The organism is Thalassotalea sp. 1_MG-2023, assembly GCF_030546745.1.
GTDB lineage: Bacteria > Pseudomonadota > Gammaproteobacteria > Enterobacterales > Alteromonadaceae > Thalassotalea_C.
This window is the reverse complement of record NZ_JAUOPD010000022.1, coordinates 37,240-57,076: the sequence shown is the minus strand read 5'-3', so window position 1 is coordinate 57,076 and position 19,837 is coordinate 37,240. Positions and strand designations below refer to the sequence as shown.

Genomic DNA, 19,837 nt, shown 5'->3' with positions numbered 1-19,837 from the left:
ATGCAAGAATCCAAGTGCCGCGATCAGAAGGCGTTTACCTTGAACAAAACTTAAACAGCAAAGATCAACACGCTCTAGTTACATTACTGCTTAGAGTTGCCGTTGTATCGTTTTAAAGTATTCTCTAGTTTTATACTTTTTCATCAACAATTCTTTCTTGGCTCCTCATGAGGTTAGCTCGTCTATTTGAGCACAAGCGACATGAGTTTAATTATCTTTTGTACTGTTTAATACCGTCCCTTCGTGCATATTGACTGTACTATATTGTTGCCAAATTTTTGCCGTGTCGCCGTTCATATCTAAGGTTTTTAATGCTTGTTGAAATTGATATGCAATGCTTGAAGGTGTTAATTGTTGTTTTTGGTTTGTGACCGACAAAACCTCTTGCTCATTAAATGTAGGGTTCGGTGTTATATCGATGTGCTTAGAGTGTAATGAAAAGCCTAAATACATTGGGTGATCTTTACTACAGCACTGATGTACTTTGATTTCTTTTGTCGGATATTTTGATAAGTAATATAACATGACGTCTTCGTTATATGCGTAAAAGTCAGCTTGCTCTAGTGAGATTAATTCAATAGCTTTACCAATTGATAAGTCATAAACATAGCGAATATATACGCCTTCAAGTTCCTTTTTATCATAATTGGCGCCTTGTGATATCAAAATAGTTTTGCCACGCATATCTGAAAAACTGGTTAAATCATCAACATCTGATCTTGAAATGGTAGCAGCACGATAATGAAGACCATTTTCAAAATAATGGGTAAATTCAGCTCTTTCGTTATTAAAGCCAAGGCCAGGGTAAAAATCTATTTCTCCTTTTTGAAGCATATACAGGATGCGTTTTTTAGGCGCGCGTATTACTGTTAACTTACAATTAATTTTGGCGAGCGCTTTGGAAAATAAAAGCTGATAAACACCGTTATTATTGGGAGCTTTTTCAATAAGAGGTAGTTTATTATTAGTGCGGTACCCCATTGTAACGGTACAAGAATAAACGTGGAAGCTGCTCAAGGTGAGCAGAAGTAAGCTTACATATCGCAACAACATAGTGATAATAGTTAATCCTTTCTAGTACAGCGCATTACTATTAATGCATTAACATATGACCGAGCATACCAAACATAAACCCAAAGACAGCCCATAATGGTGGAGACCAGTGTTTTTCTAATTTTACCTGCGGAGCGATATCTTGAAAAATAGAATATAAAATACCACCTGAGGCCAACAGCATGATCACTGACAGAACTTTAGGTAAGTCATATAAGAAAGTATAGCCTAAAATCCCCGATAGCGAGCCTAATAATGCTAATCCAATAAAAGATGAAATAATGCTGATAGATTTCATTGATGAACCATCTTTGAGCTCTCGATAAGCATTAAACCCTTCTGGTAAGTTTTGAAGGGCTATCAACAGAGCAATTAAATAGGCACTAGAGCTACCTGTGGCAAACGCTGCCCCTAGTGCGATGGATTCTGGAATAAAATCTGCCAGCATGGCAACTAATTGGCTTGCTGGCGTATTAATTTTTTTCAGTAAAATATCTAACAACATAAAGCCTACGCCACCTAAGGTAAAAGCTAAGCAGGCAGAAAGTGGCGATAAGTTGGAAGTGCCTTCCGGCACCAGTACTAACGCTACTGCAGATAATAGCGCCCCAGCCCCTAATGCAATTACACTATGGCGTAATTCACTTTTTAGCCATGAAGGGTGTATATGTTCAATCTTTGCTAACAAAGCACCAAAAGGCATCGCTAAACCGGAAAGAAGTGTTAAAACAATAACGGTGAACAATAAATCCATGGTGATTATATTTTTATCTTTTTAATGCTATTGGTAGTGTGATAAAAACAACGCGACGAGTAAAGTATTTTCATGGTAACAAGCGTCGTTTGTTTAGTATTAGAAGAGTATAAACAATGTTAATTTTTTTTGATCATGTATACACAATTTTCAATTGGCATGGGCTCTGAATATTGTGCTAAAACAAAACCAAGCTTTTGATACGCTCGAGTTGCTGATGTGTTGTGTGTAAATACAAATAAAGATAGTTCACTTGTATTTAATACCTTGCAGCCAATTTCACTTAATTGTTGAATGAGCATAGTTGCTATACCTTTGCCCCTTTCGCTTGGTTTGACAACTAAGCGACCTAAGTGGCATCGATTCATGCGTAAGTAAAATTGGCCGAACGCGACTATCTCACCGTTTTCATTTATTAAGGCATAAGACGATAACGTCGATAACTTCAGATCATCTATAAAAGTTCGTTCGGTGAAAGGGTAACGAAAACCAGGGCCAGACCAAAGAGACAGTGCTTGCTCATCAGGAAACCAAGCCATTATTGTCGGAATATGTTGTTGAGTAGCCGTGGTTAATTTCATGGTGTGTTGTTTCATAAAGTTAAAAGTGAACGATTACATTATATGGTTTTTAAGATAAAACGATCTATTACATTTTCTGCTTCTCACCTTTATTTTCTTTATTCTAACTAGATCAATAGGTTAATATTTACATAAATAAAAGGAGTTTCTGTGCGTAAAATACATAAAATTTTAGGGTTGATCATGTTACTACCTATTATTGCTTGGGCAATAACGGGTACTTACTTCTTCTTTAAACCTGGATATCAAGAGGCTTACCAAACCCTTAATGTTAAAACATATCCGTTAGCTTATGTTGAAAAGCTACCTAAAGGTGAGTGGCTTGAAACAAAACAGTTAAATACCGTATTAGGCCAACATGTTATGTTAAAAGATAAAGAGCAATGGCATCATTTCATTATGCCAAGTTGGCAAGCTATTGATACCTTATCTAACAAACAAGTTAATGCCTTGGTCGCTGATGCCATTAGTGTAAACAAAACTCGCTATGGCAAGATAAAGTCTGTCACCAATAACAACATTCTAACCACAACCAACGTAGCAATCACTTTAAATTGGCCACAATTATCACTAAGACAACAAGGACAAGATACTGACTTCATTAACACCATGTATGATATTCACTATTTGCGTTGGACGGGTTATAAAACCTTTGATCAATACCTTGGCGTATTCGGGCTGTTACTCATAGTTGTATTAGCAGGGGTAGGTACTTGGATGACAATCACACGTAAATAGAGAACACTTTGTTGTTTTAAAGTGAGCGCTAGTCTTGAGGTCAGACCTCTTGTTGTGTAAGCTATTTGCCTTTTCTGAAGGCTTTGTAGCTTTTTAAATGTGGGTTGATACTAATGAAACAACAGTCTTTGTTTGTAAAAAGCGATGAGCATCAATTGCATGTACGTCATATTTATCAACAAGAAGGTGGCATGCCAATTTTAATGCTACATGGCACCATTGAAAACGGCAAAATTTTTTATACCAAGTCAGGTAAGGGGTTGGCTTGTTATCTGGCTAAACAAGGCTTTGATGTATACGTACCTGATCTGCGCGGTAAAGGTCTAAGTATACCGACGTTGCATGAAACAACGGAGCATGGCCAGCATGAAATGATCGTTGCAGATATACCCGCATTGGTTAATTTCGTGGCAGAAAAAACCGGAAAGCAAATGCATGTTATTTGTCATTCATGGGGAGGCGTTGTTTTTTGTAGTAGCTTTGCTCGATTTCCGGCCTTACACAGCCACGTGTCTAAGCTGGTGTGCTTCGGCACGAAACGAAGCGTATACCGTAAGACCTTCAATAAGTTTTGGAAAGTTGATGTGTTATTTAACCGTATAGCACCTTTATTAGCTAAACGAAAAGGTTTCATTGACGCTGTTAAGCTCAAATTTGGTGCAGATAATGAAACAAGACGCTTTTTGAAAGAGTGTACTTATTGGGTAAAGATAAATCCATGGCATGATCCCGTTGATCAATATAAATATGGTAATGCTGCAAACACCATTGAATGGCCTGAGACTTGGCACTTAACTGGTATTAATGATGATTTATTAGGTCATATAGACGATGTGAAAGCTTTCGTTGAAGAAACCAACCCAGTGGCTAAAGTGTCACTATTAAGTAAGCAAGCAGGTAACTTAAAAGATTACGATCATATTGATATTTTGACCGATGCTAATGCAGTACAAGATCATTTTCCTGAACTTGTATCCTGGTTAAATAAGTAAGCAGATAAAATTAGCTGAGAAAGGGCTGTATGAATGTTATGTCATGAACAGCCCTTATTTGCGTAAGGCTATTTTAACCAACCTTTTGCAATAGCATGATTTGACAAAGCAATAAGTAAGATGCCAATTACGATAACCAGTAATGGCATGATAATGCTGGCGCTACCGTAAACGGCCATTGAATCTATGACAAAAAAACTGTGATAATTTTGCACTAATACGCCAATTAAAGAGACAATAAACACCGGTTTAGCGATTGATTTTTTCAGTAATAAAAGTGCACTACCTAGCGAACCTGCGATTACAGCGGTGGCAAAAGCGATTGTCGCCCACATAGGCATATTTTGATAAAGTGCTTGTTCAGCACTTGGTAATTCGCTAATCATTTCAGGTGTCATCATTACATGGCTGATAAATGCCATTAACCCTAATATATTCCATATCAGAGCGATAATACTGACAATTAAAAACCATTTTGGTATTGCTGGTGGAGTCTGTTGATTCATAGTTACCTGCTTATTTATATTGATTATTATTTTTATTCCAATAGGGCCAATTATGTTGATTGATCGAATTGGTGTTGTCTTCATCAGTGTAGTTACATTTTGAAAAAATTAATACTTTGAATGTTACTTTATGATGTAATATGCTGTTCATCTATTTAAAAATTATAATTAAAACCATGAAGTTACCTGTAATTTTCCTCTGTTGTTTGCTGTTTTTAACTGTTGGCTGTAGCTCACCTTCTACAGTGCATTTATATGGTAAGTTCTTAAAGCAAGCTGAGATAGATAAAATCAAAAACTCGTTAACACAAGCTGAAATGTTAGTAGAGGTAAATCGCTTACCCTTTCCAAACACAATAGGTGACAATACCTTAATTTATGCGCCTAGTAAGGGGAGTAAACAACAAGCTGAAAAGGTAATGAACTTGTTGAACCAACTAGGTATTGTGATTGATAATACGGGGCTTATTCTTGCAAGTAATCATAGTTTTAGTGCAAATAATATGGGGTTATATATTGTTCCCGATGATATCGTTGCTCGTAACGCTATACATATCGAACAAGAGTATGATATCCCTCTATTCAATGAATACGCAGCACGAGATTGTCAAAACTCAACTACGTTAATATTACAAAAAAATGGCCAATTTCGTATTGAAGAAGACATATGGGATGCATCAAAAAAACTGTACAATGAGCATGTGTTTAAAGGAATTTGGCATCTTAAAGAAGAAAAATTTATTTTTCTCGATAGCCCGAAAATAGACTACACCTTAATTTTTGAGCGCACAGCTTTCTCACGTAAAATTAATGGTGGTGAATTGCAAGGTTATCAACTTATACCAATGACGAGCTATAATAAAAAGAGTAATGCTGGCCGTTTGTATTGTACGTATGAAATTAGTCAAGTATTGTAAAAATGATGTTGGATACTCTAACTAAAACCTATGCGGTTCGAGTTAATTCACTTTTAAGAACTTCGTTTTGTTGGGTCATAATGGCTAAATCTGCCTTAACTTCCTCAAGCTCTGTTTGCAATTCACGTGATTTTTGAATTACGGCTTGTTTTTCTTCCAATAACTCAGTTTCTTTTTTATTCGCTGAAGCAAGCTTGGCTTTAGTTTCATCGAGCAGCACAACTAAACGCATAACGTCTTTGTTTTCTGTAAATACTTGGTCATGACCAAGTTTGTCTTCTATAGGTGCGTCTTCGTCCGCAATTTCATTCGCTTTGGTAACGAAATACAAATAAGTCAACCGTAACGCAAAAAATGTGATAGTGAATAAAAGTGATAGTAAGTATTGATGTTCAATGCTAGCAGTGGCCGCACTGATTTTGCTATTTAAACTACCTGAAGTAGAAATAAAGGTGACAAAAAATTGGTTATGCAGGGCAAGCCAAATAAGTGCGTATACGAGGAAGAAGTTGGGTGCTTTGGGTTGTGCGCGATGAAAGCTAAGTATGCTTTTTATATACTGCGTAAACATAGAAAATCCTTTTATTGAACACTGCTTTAATACTGAGTTTACCGTGTTAAAAACTAAAATAAAGTATTTTAAAGCAGCAATAAACCATTAAGAGTCGAACTTTTAAGATAAATGTACAATTATCTGAGATACCTGACCTCCGTTAACTTTAATTCTTTTGTATACTATATTCATGTATTTTTTGAGTGTGACCAAGATGTATTCAACACAATCAGGTAAAGCCTTATTTCCTTTTATAATTACCCTTTTGGTAGGGTTATGTATTTATTTATATTTACCGACTAGCCAAGGTGAAAAAAACGCAATGGCGGGTACGGCAACACAAGTTATGGCACATAAAGCGACCTTACAAGAAAATGCAGTGCTCATTGAGGCGATTGGAAGTGCGCGTGCTAATCAAGCGATTTACATAAAAAGTGCCCAAAGTGATTACCTTATCGATATTTTCTTTGATGATGGTGACTTTGTTGTTAAAGGCCAAAAGCTTGTGCAATTACAATCTGAAGAAGAAAAAATTGCCGTAAAAGAGTTAAGCATTAATTTAGATGAAGAACAGCGCCAATTAAATCGGCTAAAGGAGCTTTCGCGCTCGCAAGCAACAGCTAAATCAATGTTAGAAGAGCAAGTTTCCATGGTGGAAGCAACGAAAGCGCAACTAGAAAGTGCGAAAACTAAACTAGCCGAAATGACAATAACAGCACCATTTAGCGGACTATTGGGAAAGCGTGAAGTTTCGATTGGTAGCTTTGTGAATACGGCGACAAACATCACAACCTTAGATGATATCAGTGTGATTAAAGTTGATTTTAAAGTACCTGAAAAATATTTAGCGCAATTGCAGTTAGGGATGAAAGTTGTGACCAAAAATGATGCATACCCTGAACATACTTTTACTGGTGAAGTTACGCACATTAGTTCTCGCATTGATGTTGCAACACGAAGTGTGGAAGTTACCGCGAGTTTTGCAAATGAACAAGGTTTGCTTAGACCAGGAATGCTATTAGAGACATCATTACAACTCAGTTCAGCTCAGGCGATAATGATCCCAGAAAAAGCGGTGATCCCACTAAAAAATCAACATTTTGTTTATGCAATTGAAAACGGAATTGCTAACAAAGTAGAAGTGCATGTTGTTAGCCGCCATGATGGCTGGGTTGCTATTGATGAAGGCTTAACTGATGGACAACAAATTGTAACGGAAGGGCTAATTAAAATACGTTCTGGCAGCAAAGTTAGTATTAAGGGGTAATTGAAATGAAAATTACCGATACAAGCGTAAAGCGTCCAGTCTTTGCCATTGTTATAAATTTGTTGTTATTAACGTTTGGTATTGTGGCTTTTACCATGCTGCCATTGCGAGAGTATCCTGATATTGAATCGCCAATCGTCAGTGTTAGCACCAGCTATACTGGGGCAAGTGCTGAAATCATTGAAACCAAAATCACTCAAGTATTAGAAAATAGAATTTCGGGCATAGAAGGGATCAAAAGTATTAACTCTTCCAGTCGCAATGGCCGCTCTAATATCACGATTGAATTTAATATTAGTCGAGACATTGATGCTGCATCTAATGATGTGCGTGAACGTGTTGCACGAGCGTTAGATAGCTTACCTGAGCAAGTTAACCCGCCAGAGGTGTCAAAGTCTAACAGTGATGAAAGTCCAATAGCTTGGTTTGTTCTAAACAGCACCACCATGAATTCATTACAATTGTCTGATTATGCGCAACGTTTTATTGTTGACCGATTAGCCGTTGTAGATGGTGTATCAAATGTTCGTGTCGGTGGTGAGCGAAAATACGCCATGAAGGTGTGGCTTAATCGCAAAGCTATGGCTGCGCGTGGCATTACAAGTAGTGATATTGAAAACACATTAAGAAGCGAAAATGTTGAACTTCCAGCCGGTGAAATTGAATCTGTAGATCGAGATTTTACTGTTCGCACGGCAAGAAGTTATAAAGATCAAACGGACTTTAGAAATCTCGTTATTAAACGCGGTGAAGATGGCTATTTAGTGCGCCTCGGTGAAGTTGCCGATGTACATCTTGAAGCGGCTGACGATGAAAGCTTATTTAGAGGCAATGGCCGCAACATGATTGGCTTAGGCATTGTTAAACAAGCAAAAGCTAATACATTAACCGTTGTTGATAATGCGCGAGCAGAACTTGAAAACATCAAACGTAATTTGCCTGAAGGTACCACCATAGGTGATAGCTATGACTCGTCTATTTTCATTAAAGAATCTATTGATGAAGTTTACCGAACGTTAGCCATATCTATGGCATTGGTTGTGCTGGTGATTTATTTGTTTTTAGGAAATATTCGCGCAACATTGATCCCTGCTGTTACTGTACCTGTTGCTTTGATCGGTAGTTTTATGTTTTTACTCGCGATGGACTACTCGATAAATTTATTAACATTATTGGCCTTAGTACTCGCTATTGGCTTAGTGGTTGATGATGCTATTGTGATGCTTGAAAACATTCACCGCCGAATTGAGTTAGGCGAACCTCCTTTATTAGCAGCTTACCGAGGTGCAAGAGAGGTTGGCTTTGCTATTATCGCGACAACGTTAGTATTGATTTCCGTCTTCGTACCGTTGGTATTTATGGATGGTCGCATAGGTGCGTTATTTACAGAGTTTGCTATGGCAGTAAGTGCAGCGGTATTTTTCTCTAGTATTACCGCGTTAACATTATCTCCTGCGCTTTGTTCAAAAGTATTGAAAGCTTCAGAAAAAGAAAGCAAATTTAGCCAATGGATGGATAAAACGTTTCACCGTATTGAAGAAGCGTATAAAAACTCAATTCGTTCAAATATGTTACGAAAGTGGAGTTTAATCGTCACGATGATATTAACTGGATTTGCAAGTTATTCGCTTTATCAACAAGTGCCCTCCGAGCTAACACCAAAAGAAGATCGTGGTACTTTTTTCTTAATGATGAATGGCCCAGAAGGCGCAAGTTATGAGAATAACGCAGCAAATATGGCAAAAATTGAAGAAAGACTAATGCCTTATTCTGAATCTGGCGAGTTAAGTCGTGTGTTAATTCGTGTGCCAGGCTGGGGCGGAAGAGGTGGTGTAGCTATAGTTGGTATGGCTGATTGGGATGAGCGTAAACGCTCTACATGGGAAGTAATGGATGAAATAAGCGGTAAAATGCAAGAAGTTACTGACGTTCGTGCTTTTGCAATTATGCGACGTGGCATCGGTGGCGGTGGTTCTTCTCGTCCAATAGAGTTTGTGTTACAAGGTAATGATTACGCACAGCTTGCTGATTGGCGTGATCGTATTATCAAGCGTGCTGAAACTAACCCAGGTTTGGTTCGTATCGACCATGATTACAAAGAAACATTTCCACAGTTTCTTGTTAATATTGACAAGAATAAAGCGGCTGATTTAGGTGTTTCTGTCTCAGAAATAGGCAGAACCTTAGAAACTATGTTAGGTCAACGCCGAGCAACTACGTTTATTGATCGTGGTGAAGAATATGATGTTATTCTAAAAGGTACGAAAAAAGACTTTACCAACCCAACCGACATTTCCAATATTTATTTAAAATCGCGTAGTAGTGAGTTGGTCCCGTTAGATAGTTTAATAACGTTAACGGAAGAGGCAACCGCCTCAAGGCTTAATCGTTATAATCGTATGCGAGCAATCACGTTAAGCGCTAATTTAGCTGACGGTTATACGTTAGAAGAAGCGCTAAACTTTCTTAATCAAGTTGCTGCTGAAGAAAATGACATTGATGGTGCTATAGATTACAAAGGTGAGTCACAACTTTTCTATGAAGGTGCATCTGCGATGACTTACGTGTTCATTCTAGCACTTACCGTAACGTTTTTAGTGTTAGCGGCACAATTTGAAAGTTTTGTTCATCCGTTTGTGATCATGTTAACGGTACCGTTAGGCTTAGTTGGCGCTTTATTTGGTTTATGGTCTACAGGGTTAACTATTAATATTTATAGTCAAATTGGTATTGTTATGTTGATTGGGTTAAGTGCGAAAAATGGCATACTCATCGTTGAGTTTACCAATCAACTACGCGATAAAGGCGTTGAGTTTAAAGAGGCTATTGTGCAAGCAGCAGCGCAACGTTTACGTCCGATCATTATGACATCATTAACAACGGTAATGAGCTCAGTACCACTTGTATTGGCATCAGGTCCTGGCGCTGAAAGCCGAATGGTTATAGGTGTTGTGGTGTTTACTGGTGTAATAGTTGCTACGCTATTAACCTTATTTATTATTCCTGCGGCGTATTATGCTTTAGCGAAAAATACTCAATCTCCTGAGTTTTTACAAAATAAGCTTGATAGCCAAGCTCAAGAAAAACCCTTAAAACAATAACGCTGGGGTTTGTTGGCTTAACACAGATTTAACTGTGTTAAGCCATTATTTTAACGTCTTATTTTTAGTAAACCTATCGTCGCTAATAGTGCTAGCAATGTATAAATACTACCACCGTGACCATGACTTTCGCTTTCATAAACAACTTCGACGTAATCTGGATCATAATCGGTACTTTCAAGAGGGAGAGCGTATAAATCGTTCGTATCGTTTGCACTATAAGTCGCAACAATATCAGGGTAACCAACTTCATATAAATCAATTAATACATCATAATATTCAGGAATATAGCCCTGATTTAACGTCGTATAAACTTCATATTCATCATTTTCATTCTCACCATAAATTATAAAGTCTTCAGTGGTATAATAGTGGATCCAATCACCGCCATTCTTACTTAAATACAGTTCGGCATAAACCTTCGCTGAATTGATGTGATCATAACTATACACATCAGCATCAAATGTCACACTAAAGGTTTGGAAAAAGCCATCTTGGTCGTAATCTTCAATAAGCTGGGCATAACCTTGATAAATAGAGAAACTGTGGTAAGCGCGTAATGCCGACTTTTGGTTGTTTGTAGTCAGAAGTTTTTTTGCAGATTTTTGTTGCTTTACTTGCTCTCTAGATAGACCTACTAATGGATTTTCCAACTGTTCACCATCTTTTAGTTGACTTAGAGCGGTTGAAGTATCCCATGTTGCTTTGGAGGCAGAGATGCTTTTACTTGCTGCCGTTTGCGAAGCTGCATTTACTGGTAACGTCAATAGTACGCTTAATATAGCAATAGTTGTGATAGTGTGAGTCATAAGCTGTCCTCGAAATAAAAGTATGCTTTATTAAAACGTGTTTATTCTGAATGTTTCCTGAACGGTATAATTTTGTTTTTATTTGGTTTATTGGAAGTTTTTTGTTCAGTTCGTATTCAGTTTCTACTTGATAGATTGTCATCAAACTCGATTACTTTTACACTGACAGGGTTGTTATCATTGACACGGTATTTTAAATGAATTTTTGCACGGTAGTTCGCTCCATTATTTTAATCGTTATGTTGTTTTCACTTAACAGCTATACCCCTGTTTATGCTCAGCCTCTTGAAGCTGGAAAAACTTATCGGGTAGCAAATGCACAACAAGCAGCTCGTTTGGTAAAAGCGCGTATTGGCGGCAAAATTTTGAAAGTTCAACGTACCAACGTAAAAGGTAATCTAGGCTACAGGGTTAAAGTGCTAACTAATAAAGGCCACGTAGTGTCGGTAAAAGTTGATGCGGTAAGTGGAAAAATAGTAGGAAATTAAACGATGCGGTTATTACTTGTTGAAGACGATATTACCTTGCAAACGCAATTAAAAGATCAGTTAGAAAACGCGAAGTATAGTGTTGATTGTGCTGATGATGGTGAAATTGGTTTATTTCAGGCAACAGAATACCAATATGATGCGGCCATTATTGATCTAGGCCTACCTAAACTTGACGGTAAGTCATTAATTGAAAAAATACGCGCACAAGATATTAAGTATCCTATTATTGTCTTAACTGCCCGAGATAGATGGCAAGATAAAGTTGAAGGCTTAGATGCTGGCGCTGATGATTATTTGACGAAGCCTTTCCAAGTGGAAGAGTTACTTGCAAGGTTAAACGCGTTGATCCGTCGTAGTGTAGGGCAAGCAAGTCCTGTTATCACGAATGGCCCATTTTCAATTGATACCACGAGTATGGTCGTTAGTGTTAACAAAGAACCTGTTCCATTGAGTAGTTACGAATATAAAGTGTTTGAATATATGATGTTACATATGGGGCATGTTATTTCTAAAACACAATTAACCGAGCATATCTATGATCAAGATTTTGATCTTGATTCTAATGTGATTGAAGTGTTTGTAAGGCGGTTACGTAAAAAGCTTGATCCTGATAGTAGCTTGCAATTTATTGAAACGTTACGTGGCCAAGGTTATCGCCTCAAACAATTTGAACAATAGTTGAGCTTACGCCAGATGGTTCAACTAAATAATTGGTTCAACTCGCTTAAATCTCGATTATTAGTCAGCGCTGTTTTTATGGTGGTTGTGCTTTTACCCATCGTTGGTATAACCATTATAAAAGCGTATCAAGGCCATATGGAATCGGGTGTTAATAATGAATTAACTGCTTACTCATATAGCTTACTAACTGTCGCTGAATATGAACAAGGACAGCTACAAATGCCAGAAATACTGGCAGAGAATCGGTTTAATATCGTTCAATCTGGCTTATATGCCGCAATTTCGGATAAAAATACTGATCAACTTCTCTGGCAGTCGCAATCTTTACTTGCTACTGCATTACCTGAACAAGTGCCATCGCCCGCGGTAGGTAATGAACGTTTCACCACAATTATTATTGATGACAAAGAGCACTTTATTTACAGTTTCTCTGTACTGTTTTCTGATCTAACAGGTGAACATGCTGTAACGTTACACCTTATTAAAGATCAATCGAGCTTTTTAGTGTTAATGGCTGAATTCAAGCAACAATTATGGTTAGGGTTGTTGATATTAATGGCCGTTCTATTGTTATTACAATATGTGTGGTTACGTTGGAGCTTACAACCGTTATCACGTTTAACAGCCGAAATTTCAGCAATAGAACAGGGTAAAAGTAAGCAACTTTCTTCACGTTATCCACTTGAGTTACAGCAAGTAACTGAGCAGCTGAATAATCTACTTGATACTGAAAAAATGCAACGTACGCGCTATCGAAATGCGCTTTCTGATCTTGCGCATAGTTTAAAAACCCCACTTGCGGTTATTCAGGGGGATGTAAACACGAATAATACGGCGAATGTGCAAGAGCAAATTGATGTCATGAATTTGATGATTGAACATCAATTAAAACGAGCACAAAGTGCCGGGCATGCTGCCTGGTATTTAGGAGTAACGGTTGCACCTTGTTTACAAAAATTAATCAATAGCCTAGAAAAAATATACCGTGAAAAGTCACTTATTATTGATAGCCAGTGTGACGAGCAATTGATGTTTAAAGGCGATGAAGCTGATTTACTCGAAATATTAGGTAACTTATTGGATAACGCCTGTAAAGCGGCAAAATCAATCGTATCCATTGAGGTATTAAGTCTTAATAATAAGCTTGTCATTAACGTTGAAGATGATGGCAAAGGCATTGCTAAAACAGATGTTGCTAAGATCTTAAAACGTGGAAAACGCGCTGATACCTATCAACAAGGACATGGTATTGGTTTAGCAATAGTGCGTGATTTGGTAGATAGCTATAAAGGAACACTCGCTATTACTCATTCAACTACCTATGGCGGAGCATGTTTTACATTATCATTTAATCAATGATTTTTTTAATTTGGCAACATGTTCAGTTAAAAAACGTATTCAGCCTTCATTCAGTTTACTTAGCGTAAATTAGCTTTAACAATACAAATTAGGTTAAGGCGGGAAAGATGAAAATATACCACCAGTTAATCTCTAGCATAATCGTAGCAAGTGCTATAACCAGCGCTCAAACGAGCTTTGCAGCCGTTAATCAAGCTCAAGTAACGGTTGAGCAATCGTCAATATCACAAGCGGAATTAGCTCAAATGCTTGCTCCCATTGCGCTGTACCCAGACACCTTGTTAACTCATATATTAATTGCGTCAACTTATCCTATTGAAGTCATTGATGCTGAAAGGTTTGTTAAAAGTAATAAACATGCCAGTAGTGATAAGTTACAAACAATGGCAGAAGATAAAGATTGGGATCCCAGTGTTACCGCCTTATTAGCTTTTCCACAGGTACTGGAAAAGCTGAGTGAAGACTTAACCTGGATGCGTCAATTAGGTGATGCCTTCTTGGCAGATGAAGAACAAGTGTTGGCGAGTATCCAACAACTTAGACAGCAAGCTGATGAAGCTGGAAATTTGGCAAAAATGGATAATGTTCAAGTTATTCGTGAGCAGAAAACCATTGTCATCCAACCTGAGCAACCAGAAATCATTTATGTTCCTTATTACGACACTCGTAGTGTATATGGCCGTTGGCATTGGTCACATCGACCTCCAGTTTATTGGCATCGTCCTGTTTACTATAGCTATCATAATGGACCTTTTTATTGGCGTTCGGGTGTGCACTTATCACTAGATTTTTTCTTTGTTGGTTTACATTGGCATAATCGACATGTCATTCATCATTCGCCGAAGTATTACCGCAGTTACCATAGTAAAAAGCGAGTAACCACTAGTCATCGTGTTAAACGTTGGCAGCATAATCCACATCGTAGAAAAGGCGTAGCTTATCGTAGTCATGATGTTAAAAAGCGTTATGCTTCACATCGCCTCGTCAGCAAACCAATAAAAAGAGCTCGTGCATTTGATACTCATGGTAAAGCAGTTAAAAAGCACCATGTAGTAAGCAAAAAATTGCGAGAGCATGGTAATAAACGTGTGACAGATAAAGGTTTTAGAAAGCAGGTAAGTGCCAAGAATAAACCTGCTGCTAATCAATTACATCATAAAAACCGTAGCATTGGGCAAACGAAGTCTATAAAGAGACATGATAGACGCATAGAGCAAAAACATCATCGTGTTGAGAAAGTAAACACTTATCACTCAAAAACCAAAGTAACGAGCGTTAAGCAACCTACTTATCAGAAAATGACTAAAACGCAGGTGAGGAAGCCTCATCTAAATAAACCAATAAAAGTAAGACAGACTCAATCAACCAAGGGAGGTCACTCAAGTAACAATAAAGCATATACACGAGTGACTAGAAGCTCACATGGTAAACAATCGTCTGTAACTTCCAGTCGAAAAATTAAGCCGCGTCGCGATTAATACATTCTTGCACGCTGCCAATAAATATTACCATTGAGCTAAATTGAATACCGCAAACATGGATGTTTTGCGGTATTTTTACTGATGTTATTCTGCATTCATTATTCACCTTTTACACGTTGTTACGCTAGTATTTATACTAAGCCTGTATTTAGTAGAACACGGTTTACAGGCATTTAATCAATTAATTAACACGATGGAATAGTTAATGAAGGTAAGTTTTTTAGTTATATTGTTTCTGATTTCTGTCAGTTCATGTAGTTCGAATAATGAACACAAGTTGGCAGATGGATCCTCGTCTTGTTCTTTACAACATTATCAGCTGATCGCTAATCATGTCCAAACAGGTGATGGGCTAGGTCATGGCCCTGATTTGGGTAGCGACGAATGGAAGTCCGTTATTGAATACAAGCTTGGTATCCGTGGTGAACCAGCAACACCGGCTCGTACAAGCGATCAATGGTGTCGTTATATATTCAACGAGATAAACAACACCACGCTAGAGCAATCAAACACTAGTCGTAAAAAGGTTGAAACTGCAGAGCAACTTTCACCGTCTTTTGCATGTACTGAGAGCCAACTTGGCAGTGTGGAAGATTTAATTTGTAGTCATGATGATTTAGCACTACTCGATAGAAGATTATCGCAAGTTTATCAACAAGCAAAATTTTCATTGTCGGAAAATCAAATAAGTAGATTAAGAGCAATGCAGCATGGTTGGCGAAAAGGCAGAAATGATTGTTGGAAATCAGACGCTCAGCAACGTTGTGTAAAAAAAATATATGTTGATCGTATTGCAACATTACAAGCCAAGTACCAATTGGTTCCATCTACAGGGCCTTTCAATTTTTATTGTGATAATGCAGCGGTAAGCAAAGTAGAAGTAGTATTTTATCAAACTACACCTGCGACACTCATTGCTAAGTATAACGAGACAGAGTCGATAATGTTTCAACAGCCAAGTGCAAGTGGGGCAAAATACCAAGGTCGAAATGAATCTTTTTGGGAACATCAAGGACAGGCGCGAATTGTATGGGGCTATAATGCAAAGCCAATGACATGTCGTTTACTGAAATAAACGTTAAAAATCGTGCTTACTGGTTATTGGCATATAAGCTTCCCTCATTAGCACGTGTTGATGTTTGTTTTACACTTTTGTAGCGTTATATTTTGTGTTGGTACTAGGCTTAACTTTTTTTGAGTGGAGCCCGATAAATAAGTGAAAACACGATAGAAAAAGACAAGGACGTTGTTCTTCGGATACGTTTAATTCGCATTTAAACGTTCAACACGTCCTCGTTAACGTTATCAATAATTAATAAATTTTACCGCGACTTTTTACTTTGTTTACATCAACACGGGTAGGAGTTATTTTCCCATCGACTAACCCTTGCGTTGCAATTGACAAACCTTCAATAACTTGGTGCATTGACTTTAAATCTAAACTCGCTAAATCATCAGTTACTTTATGGTAATGCTGATCTGTATCAAGTTGTGTACTACTAAAACTATGCGCAGGTACACCCAGGCGGGCTAACGTTGCATTATCAGAACGATAGAACAAGTTTTGTTTAGGGTAAGGGTCTTTGTGAATTTTAAATGCTTGGTTATCAAGCGCTGTATTTAATTCTTCACCTAAAGAAGAACGTTCCATACCGGTCATCCAAACTTTTCCTGAACCAAACTTAGAGGGCTTACCAATCATTTCAATATTGATCATGGCAACGACATCATCAGGGTTAAGTTGTTGAGAGAAATATCGAGAACCAAATCCGCCAATTTCTTCTGCAGTAAAGGCTGAGAACATCAGTGTTCTAGCATTTTCACCTTTACGAGAAAAATACTCGGCAAGGTTTATAATTGCTGTAGTGCCTGAAGCGTCATCATCTGCACCATTGTAAATTACATCACCTTCTCCGTCTGCTGAGGCACCTAAATGATCATAATGGGCTGAGTACAATACAATTTCATCTTTTTGTTCGTTACCAGGTAAAACGCCAACCACATTGGTTAAAGTTTGCTTAGCAATGCTCGTTTTAGCATGTACCTTGATAGTCTCTATTGATGAATCTTCGGTCATGACCATCACTATCGCACCTTGGTGATCGAGTGAAAGTTTATTCAAGCCTCTAGCAAAATAGCCACTATAACCGGTGAACATTTTTTTGTGGGCAGGGTTAATTAACACTAGGTGTTTACCACCTTGCTGATTAATCTTACTGATCACCTGGCGCATGTTGTCATTTTTGCCTATCGAATGAAGGGTAAAATCTTCAGTGCTTTGCCACTTAATTTCTTCAATAGTACTTGCCATGCCTAGATGTGCTGATTCAATAGTATTTCCATTTAACGTAACAGCGATAGATTCAGGTTTTATGGTTGTAACTGTAAATGACTGTTTAAAGGTTTTTTCACCTTGCATGGGCACTAAACCAATCTCACTAAAGCGTTGGCTAATATAATCAGCAGCTTGGTCTATTTCTTTGCTGAAATTGCCTCTGCCTTTTAATTCGTCGCTCGCTAAAAAGGTGATGTCTTTAGTTATTGTCTTTAATGATGTGTTGTCAGCGTGTGTGGTAAAGCTGACAGTTGTGCTCAAGGCAACAGAGGCTGCGAGAGCTAGCGCACTTTTTGTTATTGTTATCATGAAAAGTCCCTACAGGTAAAAGGTTACTATTTATTATTCGCTATTTTATTGCAAGTAACTCATTGAAGTTAAGTGCGGCTTGTTTGTAACGTTTGGTGTTCAATAAGCAGGCTTTTATCGCCAATAGTAAGCCATAACTGACCATCTTGAATACTTGCTTGAATTTCAGTTGTACGGTCAATTAACTCAGAAAACTTTGCTAATGCTTGATAATCAAAACGTGTTATTTGAACATTTTTAAAAAGCGTTAGTTTTTTTTCTTGTTGTTGCCACCATACGTCGAAGGGCGAGTGGTATCCATAAATAATGACTTTATCTGCTTTATTGCTTGCTCGTTTTACACGTTTTTCGTCGGGTTGGCCAAGTTCAACCCATAAGGTAATGTCTTCGGTAAGTGTTTGTTGCCATAATACAGGCTCATCTTCATCACTCACTCCTTTGCCAAAGGTAAGTGCAGGGTCGGCATTTAAAACATATGCAAGTATTCTCGCGCCCATACGAATCAATGTTTCAGAAGGGTGCCGTGCAATGGTAAGATTTAAGGTATCGTAATAGTTGCGATCCATGTCAGATAAATGAATCGTTGTTTTGTAAATGGTTGATTTAAGCGCCATGGCGATTATCGATAAGGTATTTTGTCTATGATACGCCTTAGCTTTGAAATATCGAAGCTATTTATTCAGTGAATAGTTGAGATAAAGTGAATTAATTTAGCGAATACTCACTATCAGTGATACATTTTCGTTAATATTAACCGATGAGAACTGTGATGACTTATTCTTCTTTTATTCCGCCGCAGCGAACCTTAATGGGGCCAGGCCCATCTGATGTAAGCCAACAAGTACTCTCCGCACTTGCAAGACCGACCATCGGGCATTTAGATCCTTTATTTGTTGGCATGATGGATGAAGTAAAAAGCTTGCTGCAATATGCTTTTCAAACAGACAATGAAATGACAATTGCGTTATCTGCACCAGGCTCTGCAGGTATGGAAGCTTGCTTCGTTAATTTAATTACACCTGATGACACCGTAGTCGTTTGCCAAAATGGTGTTTTTGGCTCAAGAATGGCAGAAAACGTAAGGCGTATTGGGGCAACACTCGTACTTGTTGAAGGAGAGTGGGGAAGAGCAGTTGACCCCGCATCGCTTGATGATGCATTGTCGCAACACCCTGAGGCAGCGTTTGTTGCTTTTGTGCACGCTGAAACATCAACTGGCGCTCGTTCAGATGCTAAAGTGCTGTGTGAAATTGCGCAGAAGTATCATTGTTTAACCATTGTTGATGCTGTAACGTCGCTGGGTGGTTGTGAATTAAAAGTTGATGAATGGGGTATTGATGCCATTTATTCTGGCAGTCAAAAGTGCTTATCTTGTGTACCGGGTATTTCGCCCATCAGCTTTAGTAAACAAGCAGTGGATGTGATTAAAAACAGAGACGTTCCGATACAAAGTTGGTTCCTCGATCAATCATTAGTGATGGGGTATTGGTCAGGTAATGGTAAGCGTGCTTACCATCATACTGCACCGGTAAATTCATTGTATGCGTTACATGAAGCCTTGCTTTCGTTAAAAAATGAAGGATTAGAAAATGCATGGCAACGTCATCAAAACATGCATGATTTATTAGCAAAGGGGTTAGCCGAATTAGGCTTAGATTTTGTTGTTCCAGAGAACGAACGATTGGCTCAACTTAATACAGTGTATATTCCAGATGGGGTTGATGATGCAAAAGTTAGAAATTTTTTACTTAATGAGTACAATCTTGAAATTGGTGCTGGGTTAGGGCAGTTTGCAGGAAAAGCATGGCGCATTGGTTTAATGGGCTATGGTGCACGAAAAGAAAATATAGCTTTGTGTTTAGCTGCGTTGAATGAGGCAATATCTTCTACAAGACAAACATTATAAAAAA

The 19,837-nt window shown here is 38.0% G+C and carries 19 protein-coding genes; 11 read left to right on the top strand and 8 right to left on the bottom strand.

Annotation, left to right across the window (positions count from 1 at the left end; genetic code table 11):
• Positions 1-207 precede the first annotated feature (207 nt).
• The 3 genes from Q4489_RS14810 to Q4489_RS14800 form a co-directional block, all read right to left on the bottom strand.
• A complete protein-coding gene (locus tag Q4489_RS14810; protein ID WP_303481664.1) occupies positions 208-981 on the bottom strand; it encodes an ABC transporter substrate-binding protein in 774 nt (257 codons plus the stop codon).
• 112 nt (positions 982-1,093) lie between these two features.
• On the bottom strand, positions 1,094-1,807 hold the full coding sequence (locus tag Q4489_RS14805) for a ZIP family metal transporter (protein WP_303481661.1): 714 nt from the start codon (positions 1,805-1,807) through the stop codon (positions 1,094-1,096).
• 119 nt (positions 1,808-1,926) lie between these two features.
• Complete coding sequence (locus tag Q4489_RS14800; RefSeq protein WP_303481659.1) at positions 1,927-2,388, bottom strand: GNAT family N-acetyltransferase; 462 nt, start codon at positions 2,386-2,388, stop codon at positions 1,927-1,929.
• Between the two features lie 150 nt (positions 2,389-2,538).
• Between Q4489_RS14800 and Q4489_RS14795 the strand changes: the two genes are divergently transcribed.
• The gene (locus Q4489_RS14795; RefSeq protein ID WP_303481656.1) at positions 2,539-3,126 is read left to right on the top strand and encodes a PepSY domain-containing protein; all 588 of its coding nucleotides are present in this window, start codon (positions 2,539-2,541) and stop codon (positions 3,124-3,126) included.
• Positions 3,127-3,239: 113 nt separating this feature from the next.
• Positions 3,240-4,118 (top strand): alpha/beta fold hydrolase, encoded by an 879-nt coding sequence (locus tag Q4489_RS14790; RefSeq protein ID WP_303481654.1) that lies wholly within the window; start codon positions 3,240-3,242, stop codon positions 4,116-4,118.
• A gap of 68 nt (positions 4,119-4,186) precedes the next feature.
• On the opposite strand, the gene Q4489_RS14785 is transcribed toward Q4489_RS14790, so the two are convergent.
• Positions 4,187-4,624: a hypothetical protein gene (locus tag Q4489_RS14785; protein WP_303481651.1), complete on the bottom strand. Its 438-nt coding sequence runs from the start codon at positions 4,622-4,624 to the stop codon at positions 4,187-4,189.
• Positions 4,625-4,800: 176 nt separating this feature from the next.
• Here Q4489_RS14785 and Q4489_RS14780 point away from each other — a divergent pair, with 176 nt between their 5' ends.
• Positions 4,801-5,541, top strand: coding sequence for a hypothetical protein (locus Q4489_RS14780; protein WP_303481649.1), 741 nt, complete (start codon positions 4,801-4,803; stop codon positions 5,539-5,541).
• A gap of 28 nt (positions 5,542-5,569) precedes the next feature.
• Here the strand turns inward: Q4489_RS14780 and Q4489_RS14775 are convergent, their stop codons facing one another.
• Positions 5,570-6,112, bottom strand: a complete 543-nt coding sequence (locus tag Q4489_RS14775) for a hypothetical protein (RefSeq protein WP_303481648.1) — start codon at positions 6,110-6,112, stop codon at positions 5,570-5,572.
• Between the two features lie 196 nt (positions 6,113-6,308).
• Between Q4489_RS14775 and Q4489_RS14770 the strand changes: the two genes are divergently transcribed.
• Positions 6,309-7,361 (top strand): efflux RND transporter periplasmic adaptor subunit, encoded by a 1,053-nt coding sequence (locus Q4489_RS14770; protein ID WP_303481645.1) that lies wholly within the window; start codon positions 6,309-6,311, stop codon positions 7,359-7,361.
• 5 nt (positions 7,362-7,366) lie between these two features.
• Positions 7,367-10,462: an efflux RND transporter permease subunit gene (locus Q4489_RS14765; protein ID WP_303481643.1), complete on the top strand. Its 3,096-nt coding sequence runs from the start codon at positions 7,367-7,369 to the stop codon at positions 10,460-10,462.
• Positions 10,463-10,512: 50 nt separating this feature from the next.
• Here Q4489_RS14765 and Q4489_RS14760 read toward each other — a convergent pair whose 3' ends face one another.
• A complete protein-coding gene (locus Q4489_RS14760; protein WP_303481641.1) occupies positions 10,513-11,271 on the bottom strand; it encodes a choice-of-anchor H family protein in 759 nt (252 codons plus the stop codon).
• A gap of 197 nt (positions 11,272-11,468) precedes the next feature.
• On the opposite strand from Q4489_RS14760, the gene Q4489_RS14755 reads away from it, so the two are divergent.
• The 5 genes from Q4489_RS14755 to Q4489_RS14735 all read left to right on the top strand — a co-directional run bounded on the left by Q4489_RS14755 (position 11,469) and on the right by Q4489_RS14735 (position 16,358).
• Complete coding sequence (locus Q4489_RS14755; protein WP_303481638.1) at positions 11,469-11,759, top strand: PepSY domain-containing protein; 291 nt, start codon at positions 11,469-11,471, stop codon at positions 11,757-11,759.
• Between the two features lie 3 nt (positions 11,760-11,762).
• Positions 11,763-12,440 carry a response regulator transcription factor gene (locus Q4489_RS14750; protein ID WP_303481635.1) on the top strand — a complete coding sequence of 226 codons (678 nt, stop codon included), beginning with the start codon at positions 11,763-11,765 and terminating at the stop codon, positions 12,438-12,440.
• Positions 12,441-12,455: 15 nt separating this feature from the next.
• Positions 12,456-13,802 carry an ATP-binding protein gene (locus Q4489_RS14745; protein WP_303481630.1) on the top strand — a complete coding sequence of 449 codons (1,347 nt, stop codon included), beginning with the start codon at positions 12,456-12,458 and terminating at the stop codon, positions 13,800-13,802.
• Positions 13,803-13,909: 107 nt separating this feature from the next.
• Positions 13,910-15,280, top strand: a complete 1,371-nt coding sequence (locus Q4489_RS14740; RefSeq protein WP_303481629.1) for a DUF3300 domain-containing protein — start codon at positions 13,910-13,912, stop codon at positions 15,278-15,280.
• A gap of 280 nt (positions 15,281-15,560) precedes the next feature.
• Positions 15,561-16,358, top strand: coding sequence for an MliC family protein (locus tag Q4489_RS14735; protein ID WP_303481624.1), 798 nt, complete (start codon positions 15,561-15,563; stop codon positions 16,356-16,358).
• Between the two features lie 237 nt (positions 16,359-16,595).
• Here Q4489_RS14735 and Q4489_RS14730 read toward each other — a convergent pair whose 3' ends face one another.
• Both Q4489_RS14730 and Q4489_RS14725 read right to left on the bottom strand, forming a co-directional pair.
• Positions 16,596-17,927, bottom strand: coding sequence for a M20/M25/M40 family metallo-hydrolase (locus Q4489_RS14730; RefSeq protein ID WP_303481621.1), 1,332 nt, complete (start codon positions 17,925-17,927; stop codon positions 16,596-16,598).
• Positions 17,928-17,995: 68 nt separating this feature from the next.
• Positions 17,996-18,541 (bottom strand): YaeQ family protein, encoded by a 546-nt coding sequence (locus Q4489_RS14725; protein WP_303481618.1) that lies wholly within the window; start codon positions 18,539-18,541, stop codon positions 17,996-17,998.
• A gap of 155 nt (positions 18,542-18,696) precedes the next feature.
• Between Q4489_RS14725 and Q4489_RS14720 the strand changes: the two genes are divergently transcribed.
• Entirely contained in the window at positions 18,697-19,833 is a 1,137-nt protein-coding gene (locus Q4489_RS14720) for an alanine--glyoxylate aminotransferase family protein (RefSeq protein ID WP_303481616.1), read from the top strand.
• Positions 19,834-19,837: the final 4 nt, after the last annotated feature.

Bases quoted from the DNA above. Each gene is read 5' to 3' on its own strand.
- Q4489_RS14810 (WP_303481664.1), bottom strand. From the start codon at position 981: ATGGGGTACCGCACTAATAATAAACTACCTCTTATTGAAAAAGCTCCC.
- Q4489_RS14805 (WP_303481661.1), bottom strand. From the start codon at position 1,807: ATGGATTTATTGTTCACCGTTATTGTTTTAACACTTCTTTCCGGTTTA.
- Q4489_RS14800 (WP_303481659.1), bottom strand. From the start codon at position 2,388: ATGAAATTAACCACGGCTACTCAACAACATATTCCGACAATAATGGCT.
- Q4489_RS14790 (WP_303481654.1), top strand. From the start codon at position 3,240: ATGAAACAACAGTCTTTGTTTGTAAAAAGCGATGAGCATCAATTGCAT.
- Q4489_RS14785 (WP_303481651.1), bottom strand. From the start codon at position 4,624: ATGAATCAACAGACTCCACCAGCAATACCAAAATGGTTTTTAATTGTC.
- Q4489_RS14780 (WP_303481649.1), top strand. From the start codon at position 4,801: ATGAAGTTACCTGTAATTTTCCTCTGTTGTTTGCTGTTTTTAACTGTT.
- Q4489_RS14775 (WP_303481648.1), bottom strand. From the start codon at position 6,112: ATGTTTACGCAGTATATAAAAAGCATACTTAGCTTTCATCGCGCACAA.
- Q4489_RS14770 (WP_303481645.1), top strand. From the start codon at position 6,309: ATGTATTCAACACAATCAGGTAAAGCCTTATTTCCTTTTATAATTACC.
- Q4489_RS14765 (WP_303481643.1), top strand. From the start codon at position 7,367: ATGAAAATTACCGATACAAGCGTAAAGCGTCCAGTCTTTGCCATTGTT.
- Q4489_RS14760 (WP_303481641.1), bottom strand. From the start codon at position 11,271: ATGACTCACACTATCACAACTATTGCTATATTAAGCGTACTATTGACG.
- Q4489_RS14755 (WP_303481638.1), top strand. From the start codon at position 11,469: ATGAATTTTTGCACGGTAGTTCGCTCCATTATTTTAATCGTTATGTTG.
- Q4489_RS14750 (WP_303481635.1), top strand. From the start codon at position 11,763: ATGCGGTTATTACTTGTTGAAGACGATATTACCTTGCAAACGCAATTA.
- Q4489_RS14745 (WP_303481630.1), top strand. From the start codon at position 12,456: ATGGTTCAACTAAATAATTGGTTCAACTCGCTTAAATCTCGATTATTA.
- Q4489_RS14740 (WP_303481629.1), top strand. From the start codon at position 13,910: ATGAAAATATACCACCAGTTAATCTCTAGCATAATCGTAGCAAGTGCT.
- Q4489_RS14730 (WP_303481621.1), bottom strand. From the start codon at position 17,927: ATGATAACAATAACAAAAAGTGCGCTAGCTCTCGCAGCCTCTGTTGCC.
- Q4489_RS14725 (WP_303481618.1), bottom strand. From the start codon at position 18,541: ATGGCGCTTAAATCAACCATTTACAAAACAACGATTCATTTATCTGAC.
- Q4489_RS14720 (WP_303481616.1), top strand. From the start codon at position 18,697: ATGACTTATTCTTCTTTTATTCCGCCGCAGCGAACCTTAATGGGGCCA.